The following is a 16,786-nucleotide window of genomic DNA, read 5'->3' on the forward strand; positions in this document are numbered from 1 at the left end:
GCCTATTTTCGCATGGCTAGCCCCGATTCCATCCAAGACAGGCCCGCATTGAAGACTAATTCTTAACGCCGTCTGTATTGTGTGACACACGTTCTTAGGGCTTCACAACCAGGTTGTTTTGTACCGAGCGAACATTGAGGGTCTCAGCGGCGATTTGTGTGGCGCGCTGTTTTTCCTGCTCGGATTTGGCAAAGCCCGACAAATGCACCACACCATTGAAGGTTTCGACACTGATGGCAATGGCTGATGTGGCCGGATTGTCTGCCAGTCGGGCTTTGACTGCAATGGTGATGCCGGCGTCATCGATGTATTCGCCCACTGATTGCTGGTCGCGTACGACGGCGCAGCCACTCACCATCGCCAGGCTTGCGCCTAGCAGACCTGCCATGGCCAGTTGGCGGACAGAGACGGAAATACGCCAGCTTGTGAGAAGTTGATGCATAAAGGCGGTATTGGGCTCAAATGAGGAGAAAAGCACCAAAGGCATGACTGCCTTTGGTGCTTGCTGGGCTGCAGCTGTCACAGGACAACAGGCCAGAGCTGTCCAGCATCAATCAGCGATTGCGGCGACCACCGAGCAGCAACGCAGTCAGTACCGCGCCGGTTGCAGCGGCAATCATCAAGGATTTGCCGGGTTTTTCCACCACGTAGCGGTTGGTTGCTTGAGACAAGTCGCTCAAACGTTGGCAGGTGCGTTCGCTGGAGTCAGCGATGACGTTGATGCACTGCGTGGTCACATCCAGAGCCTTGTGGGCAATCTCGTCAATTTTTGGATCTGCATGACCGTTGAGGTCGCGCACCGTGCGCTCGACTTTATCCAGACCGCTGTCGACAGCCTTGCGCGTTTTATCAATCGCTTCTTCGGCGTGATCCAGCACTTTGCCAGTGGCCTTTTGCGCTACATCGGCTGCTTTCTCAACGCCTTTTTCAACTTTTTCAATGCCTTTGTCGGCCGTTTTACGGATGGTTTCATCCACAGCCTCGGCAGCTTCATTGACAGATTTTTCCGCGCTATTTTTCGTGCTCATGTAGTGACTCCAGTCGATTGGTTGAATACGGATTCACCTCTACGTGGTAGAGACGAGAAGGCTGGTAAGCGCCAATCTTGCAAGAACAAGAAAGCCGCTAGCGATGCTAGGCCTATGCCAGTAGGAGGAGGTTATGGGCCGCGAGTTCCTTACTTGCAACACAGGGGGCAGCGCTGTCCATCGAGAACCATTGTGCCATTGTCTTGGCTAAACACGTGCAAGCGTGTGTGTAATCCATGCCAGGGCGGGGCCTGCTGTTAGAGCTTGTTCAAGATCTCGGCGCAGGCGCGGAGATCTTGAACACGTTCTTAGCCTGTTTAAAGCCATTTACACACACGCAATACCCTATGGCGGCAAGCCAACAAAAATGCTTGGGTTAAATCGCAAGCCATAAAATGGGTTGGTCTGCAACGCGTTTTTAGGCGTTTATACCTTGAATTATTGGCCCATGGCGCCATTTGGTCTAAACGACTTGAAACACGAGACGATGCTTATGGGGCGCGACTGCACAGCGCCCGAAGTTTCAAAAAGGATATGAATTTGAACAAGCTTTTGGCTACTTTACTGAGTGCCGTGCTGCTCATCATGGGTTTAATTGCTGGCACTGCGCTGTTTTTTGTGCTGCTGTTTGTGTTCGTGGCGGTATGGGCCAGTTTCAAGCTGCGCCAATTGTGGGCACGCATGACAGGCAAGCCTATGGTGCAGCCTTTTTCGGCTGGACGTTTTGACCCCCGATATGGCTTTCAGCAAGCCTATAGCAGCGTGCGCAAAAGCAACAGCGCTGCAGGATCTGCTGCGCATCGTGGCCAAATTCAGGATGTGACTGATGTTGAGCCGCGAGCGCCTTCACGGCCTGATTAAACCACCTGTATGCCAAAGCTTGCTGGTAGCGGCTCCCTTTAGATCGGCTCTAATGCAACGTTGTATCCATGTGGCAATCTTGGCTTGATGCATTGCTGGCGGCTTTGGCACTGCCCGAATACGGTTTGTCGACCGTGTTTGTGGTGGCGTTTTTGTCTGCGACCCTGCTGCCCATGGGGTCAGAGCCGGCCGTATTTGGGCTCATACAACTCAACCCCAGCTTGTTCTGGCCCACTATTGTTGTGGCAACGGTAGGCAACACTTTAGGGGGCATGGTCAGCTGGTGGATGGGCGCTGCGGCGCACCGCGCAGTCGATGCGCGCCGCAAAGATAAACAGGACCAAGCTGCGCAGTCCAATCCGCGTGTGCTGCGTTGGCTGCAGCGCTTTGGCCCTAAAGCCTGTTTTTTGAGTTTTTTGCCTGTTGTGGGCGATCCATTGTGTGCGGTTGCCGGCTGGTTGCGCCTGCCACCGTTGCAGTGTGCAGCTTATATGGCCGTAGGCAAGTTTTTGCGTTACGTGGTGATGACCTGGTTGCTGATGCAGGCTGCCGAGACCGGCATGCAATGGTGGGGTGGCAGTTGATCAGAAGAAAGAGCCGACTATGATCGCTCCATATGTGTCTGGCGCAGGTCGAGCGGCTATGTGCGCGTGCGCAGCTCGCTGCGCAATGAGGCGCAATTCATGCCAAGTTGCAGGCATAAAAAAGCACGCGCAGCTGATTGGCTGCGCGTGCTTTGTGTGATTGAACGCCGCTAGGGGCTCAATCACAAGGCCATTAAGCGGCTTTAGCGGCTTGGTAGCGGCGCTCGACTTCCGCCCAGTTCACGACGTTGAAGAACGCAGCGATGTAGTCAGGGCGGCGGTTTTGGTATTTCAGGTAGTAGGCGTGTTCCCATACGTCCAGACCCAGCACAGGCGTGTTGCCAGAGCCGACGCCAGTCATCAGTGGGCTGTCTTGGTTGGCGCTGCTTTCAACCAGCAGTTTGCCGCTCTTGTCAGTCGACAGCCAGGCCCAGCCGCTGCCAAAACGTGTCAGAGCGGCTTTGGTGAAGGCTTCTTTGAAAGCGTCAAAACCGCCCAAATCGCGCTCGATCGCAGCAGCCACGTCGCCAGTAGGCTTGTTGCCTTCTTTGGCTGGGGCCATCACGGTCCAGAACAGGCTGTGGTTGGCATGGCCGCCGCCGTTGTTGCGCACTGCGCCACGGATGTTTTCTGGCAGCTTGTTCAGGTCGACGATCAGCTCTTCAGCCGCTTTGCCATCAAACTCAGTACCTTTGACCGCAGTGATCAGGTTGTTGATGTAAGTTTGGTGGTGCTTGGTGTGGTGGATTTCCATGGTTTGCGCATCGATATGCGGCTCCAGGGCATCGTAAGCGTAGGGAAGCGATGGGAGTGTATAGCTCATGGTAATCCTCTTGAAGTGGGAGTAATGAATGGGTGGCGCAGCGCACCGCCACGGTTGTAGAGCAAGTGCTGCAGGAACAAGCCCGCGCACTGTGTTGGCACAATGAGCCATTCTAGCGGCCATCTGTTGTTAGCGCTGCGAGTAGGGCATATGGCCGTGCATGTTGTCCATTCAGGACGGTTCTGACCCGCTGCCGCCCAGCGCCGCCATCAGTTGCATATTCGCCAGCAGCCGCTGCGCTTGCACATCCTGCATTGTGCGGCGGCTGGGCTTTCTTAGCCAGGCTGCTATTGCGCTGGCTCGCGCGCGATTGGCGCGCACGGGAATGGCTGGTAAATCCATTTGCGGCGCCACGGCCAGCAAGCGCCAAGCCAGCAGGCCTGCCAGGGCCTGGGCAATGGCCAGCATGTAACAGGCAAATAGGGCATTGAATCAAAAAGCGGGCGAGCGATTGTATGGAGCGGGTGGCCACAGCGGCAGCGGCAAGACGGATTCTGGGCTGCACAGCGCGGCATTGCAGAGAAGAAAGTGTCGCATTTGATGATCTGTGGGTTTAAGCTGTTCTTAATCGCGAGATTGGCCAGGCGATCTCGGTATTGTGCAAGCGCACGCTTGGTTCACAATAGCAGCCATAGCGTAGTGGTCATTACATGAAGGAGAGAGTATGTGGGATTGGTTATTTGGCAAAGGGGCCAGCGAACACGCGGTGCAAAAAATGCAGGCACGTCTGGACCAGGACATGTGGGCCAGGCTGCACGGCGCGATGCCTTTTTTGCATGGCTTGAGCGCCAATGAGGAAGCGGCCTTGCAACATGCCAGTGCCTGGTTTTTGGCCAGCAAAACCTGGGACGGTGCCAATGGCCTGCAAGTGACTGATGAGATGGCGCTGTGCGTGGCGATGCAAGCCTCGTTGCCGATTCTGTACCTGGGCGAGAAGTGGTATGAGGGCTGGACTGGCATTGTGATCTACCCCAGCGCCTTTGTGACGCGCCACAAAACGCATGACGAAGCGGGCGTCTCGCAATGCCATTCCAATGTCACCTTGGGTGAGACTTGGCAAGGCGGCCCCCTGATTTTGTCCTGGGAGGCGGCCCAGCCACACGATCCGCGCGATCTCCAGGCGATGCATAGCAACGTCGTAATCCATGAGTTTGCCCACAAGCTGGACATGGCCCATGGCCCGGCCGATGGCATGCCGTTTTTGGGAGGCACAGGAATTGAGCCAGCGCATTGGATGCAGACCCTGGAGTCGGCCTGGCAGCAGCTGGTGCATGCAGTGCAGCAGCTGCAGTCAGGCAGGCCAGCTGATTCCAGCTCACGCGCGGGACACCGGCTGTTTAACCACTTGCCGATGGACCCATATGGTGCGACCAACAAGATAGAGTTTTTTGCCGTCAGCTCTGAGGTGTTCTTTGTCAACCCAGCACCGCTGGCGCAATGGAATCCGGAGTGGTACCGGCTGTTAAGCCTGTTTTACCGCCAGGACCCGCTGCAGCGCTTGCAGAGTAAAGCGACCGACAGTGTGGCGGCCGCTGCCCCGTGATGGCACGACGGTGCTGGGTGGTGCCAGCCGCTGTTATCAGGCTGCCCAGCGCAACACCAATGGATCCAGTGAGCGGGCAATCGCCAGCAGCTCCTGGCGTGTGTGGGGGGCCAGTTCAGGCCATGGCGCACGCGGCGCGTCACAGGCAATGATGCCCCCTTCTTTCATCAGCGCTTTGGCAGCAAGAAAACTGGCTTGGCGATTCTCATGGTTGATCAAAGGCAGCCAGCGCTGGTATTGGGCAAAGGCCTCAGCATGGTCGCCGCTGCGAAAGGCCGTGATGATGGGGCGAATGCCATCGGCAAAGCCGCCGCCAGTCATGGCGCCCGTCGCACCAGCCTGAAGGTCTGCCAATAGCGTGATGGCCTCTTCTCCATCCCAGGGGCCTTCAATGGCTTCGCCCCCCAGCGCAATCAGCTCACGCAGTTTGTTGGCAGCTCCTGCAGTTTCTATTTTGAAGTAGCTCACTTGCTCAATTTGCTGGGCCATGCGCGCCAGCAGTGCGGCCGACAGTGGCGTGCCTGCGGCAGGCGCATCCTGAATCATGATGGGGATCTGCAGTGCATCGGAGAGTGCGGCGTAGAACTGATAAATGGCGCTCTCACTGAAACGAAATGTGGCGCCGTGATAAGGGGGCATCACCATCACCATGGCTGCGCCAAGTGCTTGGGCACGGCGGCTGCGCTCGATACAGATGGCGGTGCTGGTGTGGGTGGTGGTGACAATCACCGGCACGCGACCTGCAATGTGCTCGAGCACGCTGCGCGTGAGGATGTCACGCTCTGTGTCGCTGAGCAGAAACTGCTCTGAGAAGTTGGCCAGCAAGCACAAACCATCGACGCCTGAGTCCATCATGAAGTCTACGCAGCGCTTTTGGCTCACCAGGTCGAGTGCGCCGTCAGCGGTAAAGGTGGTGGGGACGACTGGAAATATACCGCTATAGCGGGGGGAGGATAGTCCTGCCATGGGCGCTCCTGGTTTATTCAATGGTGTGAAAGTGTTCAAGGTATTCTTGCTTGATTGACAGGCCCAGGCCAGGCACATCGTCGCTGAGCTGGATAAAGCCTTGCTCTGCTATGGGCTCACCATCAAACAAGTACCAAAACAGCTCGTTGCCCACTTCCACGTCGTAGACGGGGAAGTACTCAGACATGGGCGAGGCCAGCGTGCTCATACTGAGGTGGTAGTTGTGCATTTGGCCCGCATGGGGCACAACGGGGACGGAGTAGGCTTCGCACAAGGCATTGATTTTGTGGGCGGCGGTGATGCCGCCGACCCGGTTGGTGTCGTATTGCACCACGCTGACGGCTTTTTTATCGAGCAACTGTTTGAAGCCATACAGCCCAAATTCATGTTCTCCGCCAGAGATTGGAATCTGGCTGAGTTGGTTGAGTTCGGCGTAGCCATCGATGTCATCGGCGATTACGGGCTCTTCCAGCCAACGTGGCTCGTAGCGCTCGAGTTTGGGCAGCATGCGTTTGGCATATTCCAGGTTCCAGCCCATGTAGCACTCCAGCATCAGGTCATTGTCGTAGCCAATCACCTCTCTGAGCGCCTCTACGGACTTGAGGTTTTCGCGCACGCCTTCTTGCAGGTGTGCTGGCCCATAGCCAAAGCGCATCTTGAACGCTTTGAAACCCTGATCCAGGAATTTCTGCGCCTCGTCTTGCATGTCGGACAAGTTGCGGCGGTAGAGTTTGGAGTAATAGCAAGGAATCTTTTCCTTGGTGCGCCCACCCAGCAATTTGAAGACGGGCTTGTTGACGCTTTTGCCCAAGATATCCCAGATCGCCAGATCAACCGCTGAAATGGCCGCCATGGCGATGCCTTTGCGGCCCCAGGCATGCGTGGCGCGGTACATGCGCTGCCACAGATACTCGTAATCCCACGGATCATGGCCGATGACCAGCGGTGCCAGGTATTGGTCAATGATGGCCTTGGCAATATGGGGTGCGAGAGCCACATTGCCAAGGCCTACCAGGCCGCTATCGGTTTCGATTTCAACCACTGTCCAGGCGTGGAAGCGAAAGCTGCTCATGGTTTCTGCTGGCGAATACAGCAGGTCCATGGCGTTGGAGCAGAAGTTGGCTTGCGCTGGCACGGTTGGGCCCCGCCATTCAAACACGCGCGCACGTACTGTTTTGATTTTCATAAGCAAAAAGTCCCATTGAGGAGATAGAGGATGGGGGGCGACGCATAGACGTGCAGCTTGCTTGGCAGAGGTGCCTGCGGGCTGGCTGCACATGCGCGCTACCGTGTTATTTGCATGCGTTGTGCGCAAACGCTTCAAGTGCTGGTGGTGAGCTGCGCTTGCCGAGCAAGGCGAGCAGCCCGGTAAGCCGCCCCCATGCGTGCAGCCACGAGCAGTGCTTGCCAAGTCGCTTGCACATTGGCTCGTCCCAGGCCTGCGATGTCGTAGGCCGTGCCGTGCGCAGGCGTGGTGATGGGGATCGGCATGCCCCCTTGCACCGTCACACCCTGTGAGAAGCCCAGCAGCTTGATGGCAATTTGGCCTTGGTCGTGGTACATCGTGACCACGGCGTGGAACTGGCCAGCCTGGGCTTTTAAAAAGACGGTATCGGCTGGATAAGGGCCGTGAAAGGGGGCTTCGGTTGGCCATGTGCGTGCCTGCAAAGCCTGTACGGCGGGGATGATGGTGTCGATTTCCTCACGCCCGCAGGTGCCGCCATCGCCGTTATGCGGGTTGAGTCCCGCGATGGCGATTTTGGGCGTTGTCACGCCAGCAGACCGCAGCGCCTCGTAGATTAATTCTGCGGCTTGGGCAATGCGCTCTTGGGTGATGTACTGGTGTACGTCTTTGAGTGGAATGTGCGAGGAGATGCGCGAAGTCCACAGGTGGCCCAGGGTATTGAATTCGCAAAAATAGCCTTCGACCCCGAGATAGTGGGCAAAGTGGTGCAGCTCATCTTCGTGTTGCAGTCCCCCCATCTTCATCGCCTGTTTATTCAACGGGGCAAAGCAAATGGCATCGATCTCACCAACCAGAGCGGCATCCATGCAGCGGTTCAGTACCTGCAGCGCTGCTTGCCCTCCAGCTGCGCCTGCCACGCCCATCTCTACGCGGCCTGGAGCAATGGTGTTCACAGCCAACAGTGCAGCAGGCGCGGTAGGCGACCGGCTGGCTAGCACCGACCAATCGCCAATCGGGTCTGTGGGCACGCAAACGCCGGCAATGTCCTGGCCTTGCTCCCATAGCCAGGCATCACCAACCAGCACGAGCTTGGCGTGTTGCCGCGCTTCGGGTTTGGCCAGCAGCTTGGCGATCAACTCAGCGCCTATGCCTGCAGGGTCGCCCAATGTCAGGGCAATGATGGGGAGTGAGGGGCTTGGGGTCATGGCAAAGTACTTATTGAATGCGAATATTGTTTTTGGCGATGATGTCGCCGTAACGCTGGAATTCAGCATCGTGAAATTGGGCGAATTCCGTCTGGCTCATGGGCTGGATGACCGCTCCAATGGCCAGCAAGCGCGTTTGCGTTGAGGGCTGAGCCAGTATGTGGTTGACGGCGGCGTGCACTTTGTCGACCACCGCACTGGGCGTGCTCGCAGGCATGTACAGCCCGTACCAGGCATTGATATTGACTTGCGCGTAGCCCGCCTCGGCCATTGTCGGAACATTGGGCAATTGCGCATTGCGTGTGGCTGTTGTCACTGCCAGCGCCCGCATTTTGTTGGCTTGGATTTGCGCCAGTACCGAGGGCAGGGTGTCAAAGCTCAACTGCACTTGACCACTCATCAAGTCAATTTGCGCGGCGGAGCTGCCGCGGTACGGGACATGGGTGAGCTCAATGCCTGCTGCGTCCTTGAACATCTCGGCTGCAATCTGCTGGGTGCTTCCGGTGCCGCTGCTGGCGTAGTTCAGCGTGGGGCGGCTTGTTTGCGCCAAGGCCACCAGGTCAGCGACCGATTGCACTGGCAGTGTGTTGCTGACGACCAGGACGTTGGGCACAGCCCCTACATAGGCGACTGGGATCAAGTCTGCATTGCTGTCATAGGGCAGGTCGAGCAAGTGCGGAGCAATCGCATGGGCAGTCACAACCCCCATCACCATCGTGACGCCATCGCTGGCCTTGGCTGTGGTGCTGGCGGCTATGGTATTGGAGGCACCGGGTCGGTTCTCGACGACCACGGCTTGCTTCAGAACCGGCCCTAAAGCGTCAGCGACGATGCGCGCCATGATGTCGGTGCCTCCCCCAGGCGCAGAGCCCACCAACATGCGCACTGATCGAGTGGGCCATGTATCGGCAGGCTGAAGGGCTGAGACGGCCATGGGGGCCAAGCCGATCGCGCACAGCAAGGCGGCCGTTTTCCAGATACGGATGTCCATGTCAATTGCCTCCAGTTGTTGTGATTTGGAGTCCATACTAGGGATGGAATGGATGCGCGTATATTGAAAAGAGGTGATGCTTTGATATCCAAAAGTTATCAATTCTGAGCTGGAGTACGCATGGGATCGATCGACCACAACGACACAACGCCACAACTGCTCAATCGTTTGCGGATGCGCCAAGTGGCCCTGATTTTGGCTATCGATGCACACCGTACCTTGCGCGCTGCGGCGGCGGAGTTGGGCTTGTCGCAACCGGCTGCGACCAAGATGCTGCATGAGCTCGAAAGTGCATTGGGCGTGTCTTTGTTTGAGCGCCAAGGCCGAGGCCTGCAACTCAATGCGGCGGGAATTTGCGTGACCCGTTATTTCAAGGATTTCCGTGGTGGTATGGAAGCTCTCAATCGTGAGCTGGTCGAATTGCGCAAAGGCAGCTACGGACGGCTGGCTATTGGCAGCATCATGGCGGCATCGCCGGGGCGGCTTACGCAATCACTCTTGGCCATGCGCCAGCAATGGCCGATGCTGGCCATGGAGGTGGCTGTCGATACCAGCGATCGCTTGCTGGCGCAGTTGCGCGACGGTGTGCTCGAGGTTGTGGTGGGGCGCTTAACCAGCCAGGAGGGGGCCGATTATGTGTTTCGCAGCCTTGAAAATGAGGCCTTGTCGGTGGTGGTGGGCAATGCGCATCCATTGGCGAGTGCCGACTCGGTGGCGCTGTCGCAATTGCTCGATTACGGCTGGGTGCTACAGCCCCATGGCAGTCCGATGCGCAGTTTGATCGAGCAGGCCTTTCGCGCGCAACGGCTTGCAACGCCCCGCGATCTGATTGAAACGGGCTCTATGCTCACGAGCATGAATCTGGTGCGGCACTCAACGATGGTGACTGTATTGCCTTTGGCGGTGGCGCAAGTGCAGCAGGAGCATGGCTTTTTACGCATTGTGCCGTTCGACTTTGGTCGTGAGCTGGAGGCTTATGGCAGCATTGTTCGACAAGATCGGCCTTTGAGCCAACCCGCACAGCAGTTTCTGATGCTATTGCACCAGTGAGGGCGTGATGCAGGCATGTATGCGCAGAGGGGCGTGCCTGCGCCGTCAACAAGCAGCAGGCTTGTCGCTTGGTGCATGGCAAGCGTTTGGGCCGTGTTATGGGCCTGTGTTCATAAGGCCAGCGAGTTGGCCCAGCGCTGCGTCAGCGATCACCCCTGGTGTAAACAGGCTGCCAGCACCGGTCTTGTGGTTCAACGGATCATGTAGATTTGCTGTTGGTCATGCCAGTTGGAATCTGCAGGTTTGAGTTGAAACTGCTGCTTCCATTGCGACAGCATGGCTTCAACGGCCTCTTGCGGCATGGCAGGACTGAACAAGAAGCCCTGGCCGATTTCGCAGCCTACTTCCAGCAGGGCATTGCATTGCTGGCGCGTCTCAATGCCTTCAGCAATGATTTGCAGTTGCAAGGCTGGACCGAGCTGGCAGACGGCTTTGACAATGGCCGCAATCACGGCCTCGTCTTGCATGCGCCGGATGAAGTCGCGGTCGATTTTGATGCAGTCGACGGGGTAGTCGCGCAAGTTGGTGAATGACGAATGGCCAGTACCAAAATCGTCGAGTGCAATGCGCACGCCGGCTTTTTTCAGCACATTGAGCGACCGGCCTACATATTCGGCATTGCGCTCAGCCAGGCTGTGCTCGGTCACCTCGATTTCAATCAGTGAGGTGGGCAGGCCACAGCGTGCAATGTGCTCCAGCAAGCGCTCAGCAAAGTCGTCGCGTAAAAATTCGACTGGCGCGGCGTTCAGCGAGACTGGTAACAGCGGTAAGCCCAGACTGAGCCAGCGGGCCATGTCGGCAAAAACCTTTTGGCGCATTTGCGCGCTGATTTTGGTTGCGGTTTCGTAATTTTTGAACGCTTCCTCGACGCCTCGGGGGTAGTGCAGGCCAGATTTGTCACGCCAGCGCAGCAGCGCCTCAAAACCGACTACGCGGTCATCAGCCAGCGTGACCTTGGGCTGGTAGTGCGGCTCGATGGCATTTTCGCGCACGATGGCGCGCGCGCGCTCCAACTGATCGGCTGCGCGAATGGCCGATTGCATCATCTTGATGCTGTAGAGCTGCACGCCACCTCGGCCACCGGCCTTGATGTCGTTGAGCGCCGTGTCAGCTGTTTTCAGCAGGTCAGACAGATTCTGTGCATCGCGCGGGAACAGAGCGCAGCCAATGCTCAGACCGCCGGTGATGGCTTTGCCTCGGTAGTCAATCGGCTCATCCATTTGTCGGTGCACGATATTGGCCAAATCGAGCAACTCGCTCATGTGTGAGAGGCCCGCGTGGACGATCGCAAACTCATCGCCCCCCAGCCTGGCCACATAGGCGTTGTGCGGCAGGCACGCTTGCAGCCGCTTGGCCAGCATGCGCAGCACGTGGTCGCCGGCCAGATGTCCGAGTGTGTCGTTGACGTGCTTGAAATGGTCTAAATCCAAGAGCATCAAACCCAGCATGGCGTTGCTGCCATGGCCCTTGCGCAGCATGTGGGTGAGTTCGGCGTACAGTGCGCGTCGATTGGGCAGGCCTGTGAGCGTGTCGGTCTCGCTGGTAGTGCGCAAACGCTGCTCCGTTTGGGTTTGCACGGTCATATCGCGTGAGAGACACAGCAGCGCGGTGACCTGGCCTTGTGCATTGCGCAGCGGCGAGAGCATATGGTCCCAGTGCCGCACGGCATTGCCAACCACGCTCATGCCGGAAAAACGGGTTTTCCTGCCCAGCTTCACAGCACGGCTGATGGCGCGCAGGCCCCGGCTGCGGGTGTTCTTGGGCATGAAGTCCAACCAAATCTGGCCAAAGCCATCGTTCGCTTGCAGGTCCAGGGCCAGACAGCCTGCGGCATTGACGTGCAACAAGCGGCCTTCTGGACTGAGCATTTTGATGCAGTCAATGCTCGCATCCAACATGCTTTTGTAAGTCTGCTCGAGCGTGGTGTTAGCGGTATTGCTGCTTGCAGGAATGGCGCTGATGTGCCAGCTGTACGCGCCCAGTTGCGCAGGTAGGGCGGTGCTGCTGAGCCGGTGCCACTGCCAGCCATCGGGCGTGCGCAGGCGCGCTAGCAGCCACAGCGGCCTCTGGTGCTCGGTGGTCTGTTGCCAGGCTTGCTCTGCTGCGGCCCAGTCATCGGGGTGCAAGGCGGCGATCCAATGGCCTGCAATCGGGTAGCGCACAGCTGCAGCGCCGACTGGCTCCAAGGCCATGTCCTGCGCAGTTTGCCAAGCATTATTGCAGTACAACGCCGTGCCATTGGCCTGTCCAATCCATGCCCCGTGCTCTGCGACCAGCGTCGACTCTGCAACTGTGCTGCAGGGTCGTGGCGGCCCTTCTTCGGAGGGCGCAGGGCAGGTCTTGGCGTTCATATGGGGGACATCCTAAGAACGTGTTGATGATCTCTTCGCAGACCGCTTGGCATCATTTGCGGCTAGGGGCTGTTGCAAAGGCCATAAACGGCCTGAATGTCTGAGGAAGCTGACTGACGGGGGGCGCCTTGTGTATTTCGACCTGTCGCGCATGGCTCGAACAAGCGTCAAGCAACGCTTTCAATACCCGCTTGTTGTTCGATCCGTACGCGACTGAGAAGAAACCATCAACAGGCTCATAAAGCCTGTTCATCATCTCCACGCAGCTGCGCAAAGCGTTTTTTGTGCCTTGCCCTTGGATCCCCAAAGGGACGCTGCTTTGTTAAAAATCCTCGCCAGGCAGATAGCCCGCTTGCGGTTTTTTTGCCGCGCATTGCATCCTTGTGGGCTCCAACGCGGACTGCGAAAAGATCATCAACAGGCTCTTAGAACAGGTTTGCATTTGAACAAGTCATAAGGCAAGCTCAGTAAAACTCCTTGCTGTGGTCAGAGCACGGTTTCAGGCGATCGGCCTTGCGGCTCATGGTGATGCCGCACTCTTTCCTACAGTGAGGGTGATGCAAAGCTTCCTTAGCAATACCACCGTCGGCAATTGCTATGCTGCAGATAATTGCTAAAGGTTAACACAAAATTGACAAATGAAGCGCTTGAGCTTGTGCAAAGAACATGTTGAATTCAGTGGTGTATAGGCTGGGTGAGCGTATGCATTGGGCGAAAAAAAGCAGTGCGCTCTGCGATGAGAGGCACTGCTGTTTTGTTGCGGTGAAAAAACGCGCACCGCATCCCGGCGCGCGTTGTTAGTGCAGCTGCTTACAGCCTGTTCAAAGTCTCCACGCAGACCGCGTTGGAGCCCACAAGGATACGATGCGCGGCAAAAACCGCAGTCGGGCTATCTGCCCGGCGAGGATTTTTAGCAAAGCAGCGTGCCTTTGGGACGTCAACCCGAAGGGCAAGACACAAAAAAGCGTATTACTGCGCCTTTTTTTGTGCCTTGCGCGACTGCGTCGAGCCTTTGAACAGGCTCTTAGGCAATACGGCGCACTTCACCAGTGCCGTACAAATTGCTGATGGCGCGCTCAGACAGTTCCGGATATTGGGCATTGCGGCCAACCGTCTCGCTGTAATGCCAGGTCATCGCGCATTTCTGACCGGGTGCCAGTGCTACTTGCACCGCCAACTCTTCGCCGGCAGCCAGTGTGGCCTGCGATGTGATGAACACGTACTTCAGGTCCTCGCCCAGGCTGTGCAGGTATTCGTAGTCGCCTGGTGCAGCGGTGATGGTGATCGCCGCTTGCAAGGACGAGCCCAATTCGCCCGTGGTGCGCACGGCTTCGATTTCCTTGTTGGCGATATCACGAATGGCGCGGATGCGCTCCCATTTGTCGCTGAGCGCCTTGGCCTCTGCGACTTGGGGAATCGCATGGTAGGTCTCAATGAAGATGCTGTCGCTTTGGCCAGGCGCGAAAATTGGCCAGGCTTCTTCGGCAGTGAAGGACAGGAATGGGGCCATCCAGCGCAGCATGGCGTGGGTGATATGCCAGAGCGCAGTCTGTGCGCTGCGGCGTGCCAGGCTGTTTTCCTGCGTCACATACAAACGGTCTTTGAGTGCATCCAGGTAGAACGCGCCCAGGTCTTCCGAGCAATACACCTGCAGCTTGGACACGACTGGGTGGAATTCATAGACCTTGTAGTGCGCCAGAATGTCTTCCTGCAAGGCTGCCGCGCGGGTCAGTGCGTATTGGTCAATTTCCAGCAACTGCTCCAGTGGCACGGCATCGGTGGCGTGGTTGAAGTCGCTGGTGTTGGCCAGCAAAAAGCGCAAGGTGTTGCGGATGCGGCGGTAGGAATCGACGACGCGGGCCAGAATCTTCTCATCAATTGCCAGGTCGCCCGAGTAATCGGTTGACGCCACCCACAGGCGGATGATCTCGGCGCCCAGTTTGCCGCTCACCTCTTGCGGGGCAACGGTATTGCCCAGCGACTTGCTCATTTTCTTGCCTTGGCCGTCGACGGTGAAGCCGTGCGTCAGCAAGCCTTTGTAGGGCGCGCGGCCGTTGAGCGCGGACGACAACAGCAGCGAGCTGTGGAACCAGCCGCGATGCTGGTCGTGGCCTTCCAGGTACAGGTCAGCTTCCTGGCCGGTTTGGTGGCCTGCTGCAGCGTGTGTGCCGTGCAGCACATGCCAGAAGGTCGAGCCTGAGTCAAACCAGACGTCCAGAATGTCGTTGACCTTGTTGTATTGGAGTGCTTCTTCAGCGCCCAGAATGTCTTCGGTTGTGGCGCGGCTCCAGGCCTCAATGCCGCCTTCCTGGACGATCTGGATGGCCTTGTCGAAAATCTCCAGTGTGCGCGGGTGCAGCGCTTCGGTGTCCTTGTGCAAGAAGAACGGCAGTGGCACGCCCCAGTTGCGCTGGCGCGAAATGCCCCAGTCTGGGCGGTTGGCGATCATATTGTGCAAGCGCGCCTTACCGTTGGCTGGGTAGAAGCTGGTTTGTTCAATCGCCGCCAGTGCGGTCTCACGCAGCGTCATCGCTGGTTGTTCGTTGGCAAACAAGCCCTCGCCTTCATCCATGCGCACAAACCACTGGGCGGTGGCGCGGTAGATCACTGGCGATTTGTGGCGCCAGCAGTGCGGGTAGCTGTGCGAGATGGTTTGTGTGGCCATCAGACGGCCAGCGAGCTTCAGCGCATCCAGGATCACCGGCACGGCTTTCCAGATGTGCTGGCCACCAAACAGCGGCCAGTCAGCCACATACACGCCGTTCGACTGCACCGGCGTCAGAATGTCCGAATGCTTGAAACCGTAGTTGATGCAGGAGTTGAAGTCATCCACACCGTAGGCAGGTGCTGAATGCACGATACCGGTGCCGTCATCGGCAGTGGCGTAGTCAGCCAAGATTACTGGAGCCAGGCGGCGGTAGCCTGCATCGGCGTTGTAGAGTGGGTGCTCAAACTGCAAGTCGGCCAGTTGTTTGCCCTGCACGGTCGCGACCACTTGGCCTTCGAGTGCGTAACGCTCCAGGCATTTCTCGACCAGCGGCGCAGCCAGCAGCAAATACCCTTTGGGCGTATCGACCAACGCATACTCGATCTCAGGATTGAGGTTCAGCGCCTGGTTGGCAGGGATGGTCCAGGCCGTTGTGGTCCAAATCACCACAAATGCGTCTTTGGCTGCATCAGGCAGGGCCGCCAGGCCGAACGCTTTGGCCAGCGCGGCGCGATCGTGGGCTTTGAAGGCCACATCCAAGGTGTCGGATTTTTTGTCGGCGTATTCGATCTCGAATTCAGCCAGCGACGACTGGCAGTCAAAACACCAGTACACCGGCTTCAGGCCGCGGTAGAGAAAACCTTTTTCCATGACTTGCTTGAGCACGCGCAGCTCGCCAGCTTCGTTGGCGAAGTTCATGGTTTTGTAGGGGTTGTCCCAGTCGCCCAGCACGCCCAGGCGCTTGAAGTCGGCCATTTGCTGGTCGATCTGCTCTTGCGCAAATACGCGGGCCTTGGCCTGCATGTCGTCACGGCTGAGGTTGCGGCCATGCAGCTTTTCAATCGCGTTTTCAATCGGCAAACCGTGGCAGTCCCAGCCGGGGATGTAGGCCGCATCAAACCCTTCGAGTTGGCGCGACTTGACGATCATGTCCTTGAGGATTTTGTTGACCGCATGGCCAATATGGAGTTGGCCGTTCGCATACGGTGGGCCGTCATGCAGCACAAATTGCGGGCGGCCTTGACGGGCCGCGCGCAGTTTCTTGTAGATCCCTTGCTCTTCCCATTTTGCAACCCAGCCTGGCTCGCGTTTGGGCAAGTCGCCGCGCATCGGGAAGGGGGTGTCGGGCAGGTTCAGCTTGCTGCGGTAATTGGTGTCTGTAGCGGTGGTTTTCTCTTGGGACATAGTGTTTCTAGTGTGGCTCAAGGATGAGCCAAGTGCCATAGGGGTGGGCTACACCCAGGCGTGAGCGAAAGAAGAGGGCGAAGAGCAGGTGGCTTGTCGTGATGGGCGGCGTGGCCATCCGTAGGTGTTGCACACCTGGCACTGCGGGGTAGGTCTGGCAAGGCCTTGCAGCCTGTGCGAGACCTGTGCGCCGCAGCGTCAAATTCGATCGCGAGTCGTTTGACGGCGCGTCTGCGTGAACTGCACTGCCGCACCCGAATGCCCTGCTTGGCGCCATGCAGCAGCCCATGGTGCAACCACTGCGCA

Annotated in this window: 14 protein-coding genes; 4 read left to right on the forward strand and 10 right to left on the reverse strand. The window is 57.7% G+C overall.

Translation table 11 applies throughout. From position 1 onward, the window contains the following. Nucleotides 1–94: 94 nt before the first annotated feature. Both E8K88_RS06785 and E8K88_RS06790 read right to left on the reverse strand, forming a co-directional pair. A complete protein-coding gene (locus E8K88_RS06785) occupies nt 95–442 on the reverse strand; it encodes a BON domain-containing protein (RefSeq protein ID WP_136405902.1) in 348 nt (115 codons plus the stop codon). A gap of 112 nt (nt 443–554) precedes the next feature. Continuing rightward, nucleotides 555–1,028, reverse strand: coding sequence for a hypothetical protein (locus tag E8K88_RS06790; RefSeq protein ID WP_136405903.1), 474 nt, complete (start codon nt 1,026–1,028; stop codon nt 555–557). Nucleotides 1,029–1,568: 540 nt separating this feature from the next. Here E8K88_RS06790 and E8K88_RS06795 point away from each other — a divergent pair. After that, nucleotides 1,569–1,889, forward strand: a complete 321-nt coding sequence (locus E8K88_RS06795; RefSeq protein ID WP_136405904.1) for a hypothetical protein — start codon at nt 1,569–1,571, stop codon at nt 1,887–1,889. Nucleotides 1,890–1,957: 68 nt separating this feature from the next. Next, nucleotides 1,958–2,473 carry a YqaA family protein gene (locus E8K88_RS06800; RefSeq protein ID WP_136405905.1) on the forward strand — a complete coding sequence of 172 codons (516 nt, stop codon included), beginning with the start codon at nt 1,958–1,960 and terminating at the stop codon, nt 2,471–2,473. 193 nt (nt 2,474–2,666) lie between these two features. On the opposite strand, the gene E8K88_RS06805 is transcribed toward E8K88_RS06800, so the two are convergent. After that, a complete protein-coding gene (locus tag E8K88_RS06805) occupies nt 2,667–3,296 on the reverse strand; it encodes a superoxide dismutase (protein WP_136405906.1) in 630 nt (209 codons plus the stop codon). 171 nt (nt 3,297–3,467) lie between these two features. Next, nucleotides 3,468–3,704 (reverse strand): hypothetical protein, encoded by a 237-nt coding sequence (locus tag E8K88_RS06810; protein ID WP_136405907.1) that lies wholly within the window; start codon nt 3,702–3,704, stop codon nt 3,468–3,470. A gap of 256 nt (nt 3,705–3,960) precedes the next feature. On the opposite strand from E8K88_RS06810, the gene E8K88_RS06815 reads away from it, so the two are divergent. After that, complete coding sequence (locus E8K88_RS06815) at nt 3,961–4,839, forward strand: M90 family metallopeptidase (RefSeq protein WP_136405908.1); 879 nt, start codon at nt 3,961–3,963, stop codon at nt 4,837–4,839. A 36-nt stretch (nt 4,840–4,875) separates the two neighbouring features. On the opposite strand, the gene E8K88_RS06820 is transcribed toward E8K88_RS06815, so the two are convergent. The 4 genes from E8K88_RS06820 to E8K88_RS06835 all read right to left on the reverse strand — a co-directional run bounded on the left by E8K88_RS06820 (nt 4,876) and on the right by E8K88_RS06835 (nt 9,187). Further along, nucleotides 4,876–5,805: a dihydrodipicolinate synthase family protein gene (locus E8K88_RS06820; protein WP_136405909.1), complete on the reverse strand. Its 930-nt coding sequence runs from the start codon at nt 5,803–5,805 to the stop codon at nt 4,876–4,878. Nucleotides 5,806–5,818: 13 nt separating this feature from the next. Then, nucleotides 5,819–6,991: an L-rhamnonate dehydratase gene (locus E8K88_RS06825; RefSeq protein WP_136405910.1), complete on the reverse strand. Its 1,173-nt coding sequence runs from the start codon at nt 6,989–6,991 to the stop codon at nt 5,819–5,821. A gap of 134 nt (nt 6,992–7,125) precedes the next feature. Continuing rightward, a complete protein-coding gene (locus tag E8K88_RS06830; RefSeq protein ID WP_136405911.1) occupies nt 7,126–8,196 on the reverse strand; it encodes a 4-hydroxythreonine-4-phosphate dehydrogenase PdxA in 1,071 nt (356 codons plus the stop codon). Between the two features lie 10 nt (nt 8,197–8,206). After that, nucleotides 8,207–9,187 (reverse strand): Bug family tripartite tricarboxylate transporter substrate binding protein, encoded by a 981-nt coding sequence (locus E8K88_RS06835; RefSeq protein WP_420813562.1) that lies wholly within the window; start codon nt 9,185–9,187, stop codon nt 8,207–8,209. A gap of 120 nt (nt 9,188–9,307) precedes the next feature. Between E8K88_RS06835 and E8K88_RS06840 the strand changes: the two genes are divergently transcribed. Further along, nucleotides 9,308–10,237 (forward strand): LysR family transcriptional regulator, encoded by a 930-nt coding sequence (locus E8K88_RS06840; RefSeq protein ID WP_136405912.1) that lies wholly within the window; start codon nt 9,308–9,310, stop codon nt 10,235–10,237. Between the two features lie 191 nt (nt 10,238–10,428). On the opposite strand, the gene E8K88_RS06845 is transcribed toward E8K88_RS06840, so the two are convergent. Together E8K88_RS06845 and ileS are read right to left on the reverse strand one after the other, a co-directional pair. Next, on the reverse strand, nt 10,429–12,588 hold the full coding sequence (locus E8K88_RS06845) for a putative bifunctional diguanylate cyclase/phosphodiesterase (protein WP_136405913.1): 2,160 nt from the start codon (nt 12,586–12,588) through the stop codon (nt 10,429–10,431). Nucleotides 12,589–13,612: 1,024 nt separating this feature from the next. Further along, nucleotides 13,613–16,480: an isoleucine--tRNA ligase gene (ileS, locus tag E8K88_RS06850; RefSeq protein WP_136405914.1), complete on the reverse strand. Its 2,868-nt coding sequence runs from the start codon at nt 16,478–16,480 to the stop codon at nt 13,613–13,615. Between the last annotated feature and the right edge of the window lie 306 nt (nt 16,481–16,786).

The sequence above is a fragment of the Lampropedia aestuarii genome (assembly GCF_004803635.1).
Classification (GTDB): domain Bacteria; phylum Pseudomonadota; class Gammaproteobacteria; order Burkholderiales; family Burkholderiaceae_C; genus Lampropedia; species Lampropedia aestuarii.

Coding starts and splice junctions, on each gene's coding strand:
- E8K88_RS06840 (WP_136405912.1), top strand. CDS start 9,308: ATGGGATCGATCGACCACAACGACACAACGCCACAACTGCTCAATCGT.
- E8K88_RS06835 (WP_420813562.1), bottom strand. CDS start 9,187: ATGGACATCCGTATCTGGAAAACGGCCGCCTTGCTGTGCGCGATCGGC.
- E8K88_RS06820 (WP_136405909.1), bottom strand. CDS start 5,805: ATGGCAGGACTATCCTCCCCCCGCTATAGCGGTATATTTCCAGTCGTC.
- E8K88_RS06810 (WP_136405907.1), bottom strand. CDS start 3,704: ATGCTGGCCATTGCCCAGGCCCTGGCAGGCCTGCTGGCTTGGCGCTTG.
- ileS (WP_136405914.1), bottom strand. CDS start 16,480: ATGTCCCAAGAGAAAACCACCGCTACAGACACCAATTACCGCAGCAAG.
- E8K88_RS06800 (WP_136405905.1), top strand. CDS start 1,958: ATGTGGCAATCTTGGCTTGATGCATTGCTGGCGGCTTTGGCACTGCCC.
- E8K88_RS06845 (WP_136405913.1), bottom strand. CDS start 12,588: ATGAACGCCAAGACCTGCCCTGCGCCCTCCGAAGAAGGGCCGCCACGA.
- E8K88_RS06805 (WP_136405906.1), bottom strand. CDS start 3,296: ATGAGCTATACACTCCCATCGCTTCCCTACGCTTACGATGCCCTGGAG.
- E8K88_RS06825 (WP_136405910.1), bottom strand. CDS start 6,991: ATGAAAATCAAAACAGTACGTGCGCGCGTGTTTGAATGGCGGGGCCCA.
- E8K88_RS06790 (WP_136405903.1), bottom strand. CDS start 1,028: ATGAGCACGAAAAATAGCGCGGAAAAATCTGTCAATGAAGCTGCCGAG.
- E8K88_RS06785 (WP_136405902.1), bottom strand. CDS start 442: ATGCATCAACTTCTCACAAGCTGGCGTATTTCCGTCTCTGTCCGCCAA.
- E8K88_RS06815 (WP_136405908.1), top strand. CDS start 3,961: ATGTGGGATTGGTTATTTGGCAAAGGGGCCAGCGAACACGCGGTGCAA.
- E8K88_RS06830 (WP_136405911.1), bottom strand. CDS start 8,196: ATGACCCCAAGCCCCTCACTCCCCATCATTGCCCTGACATTGGGCGAC.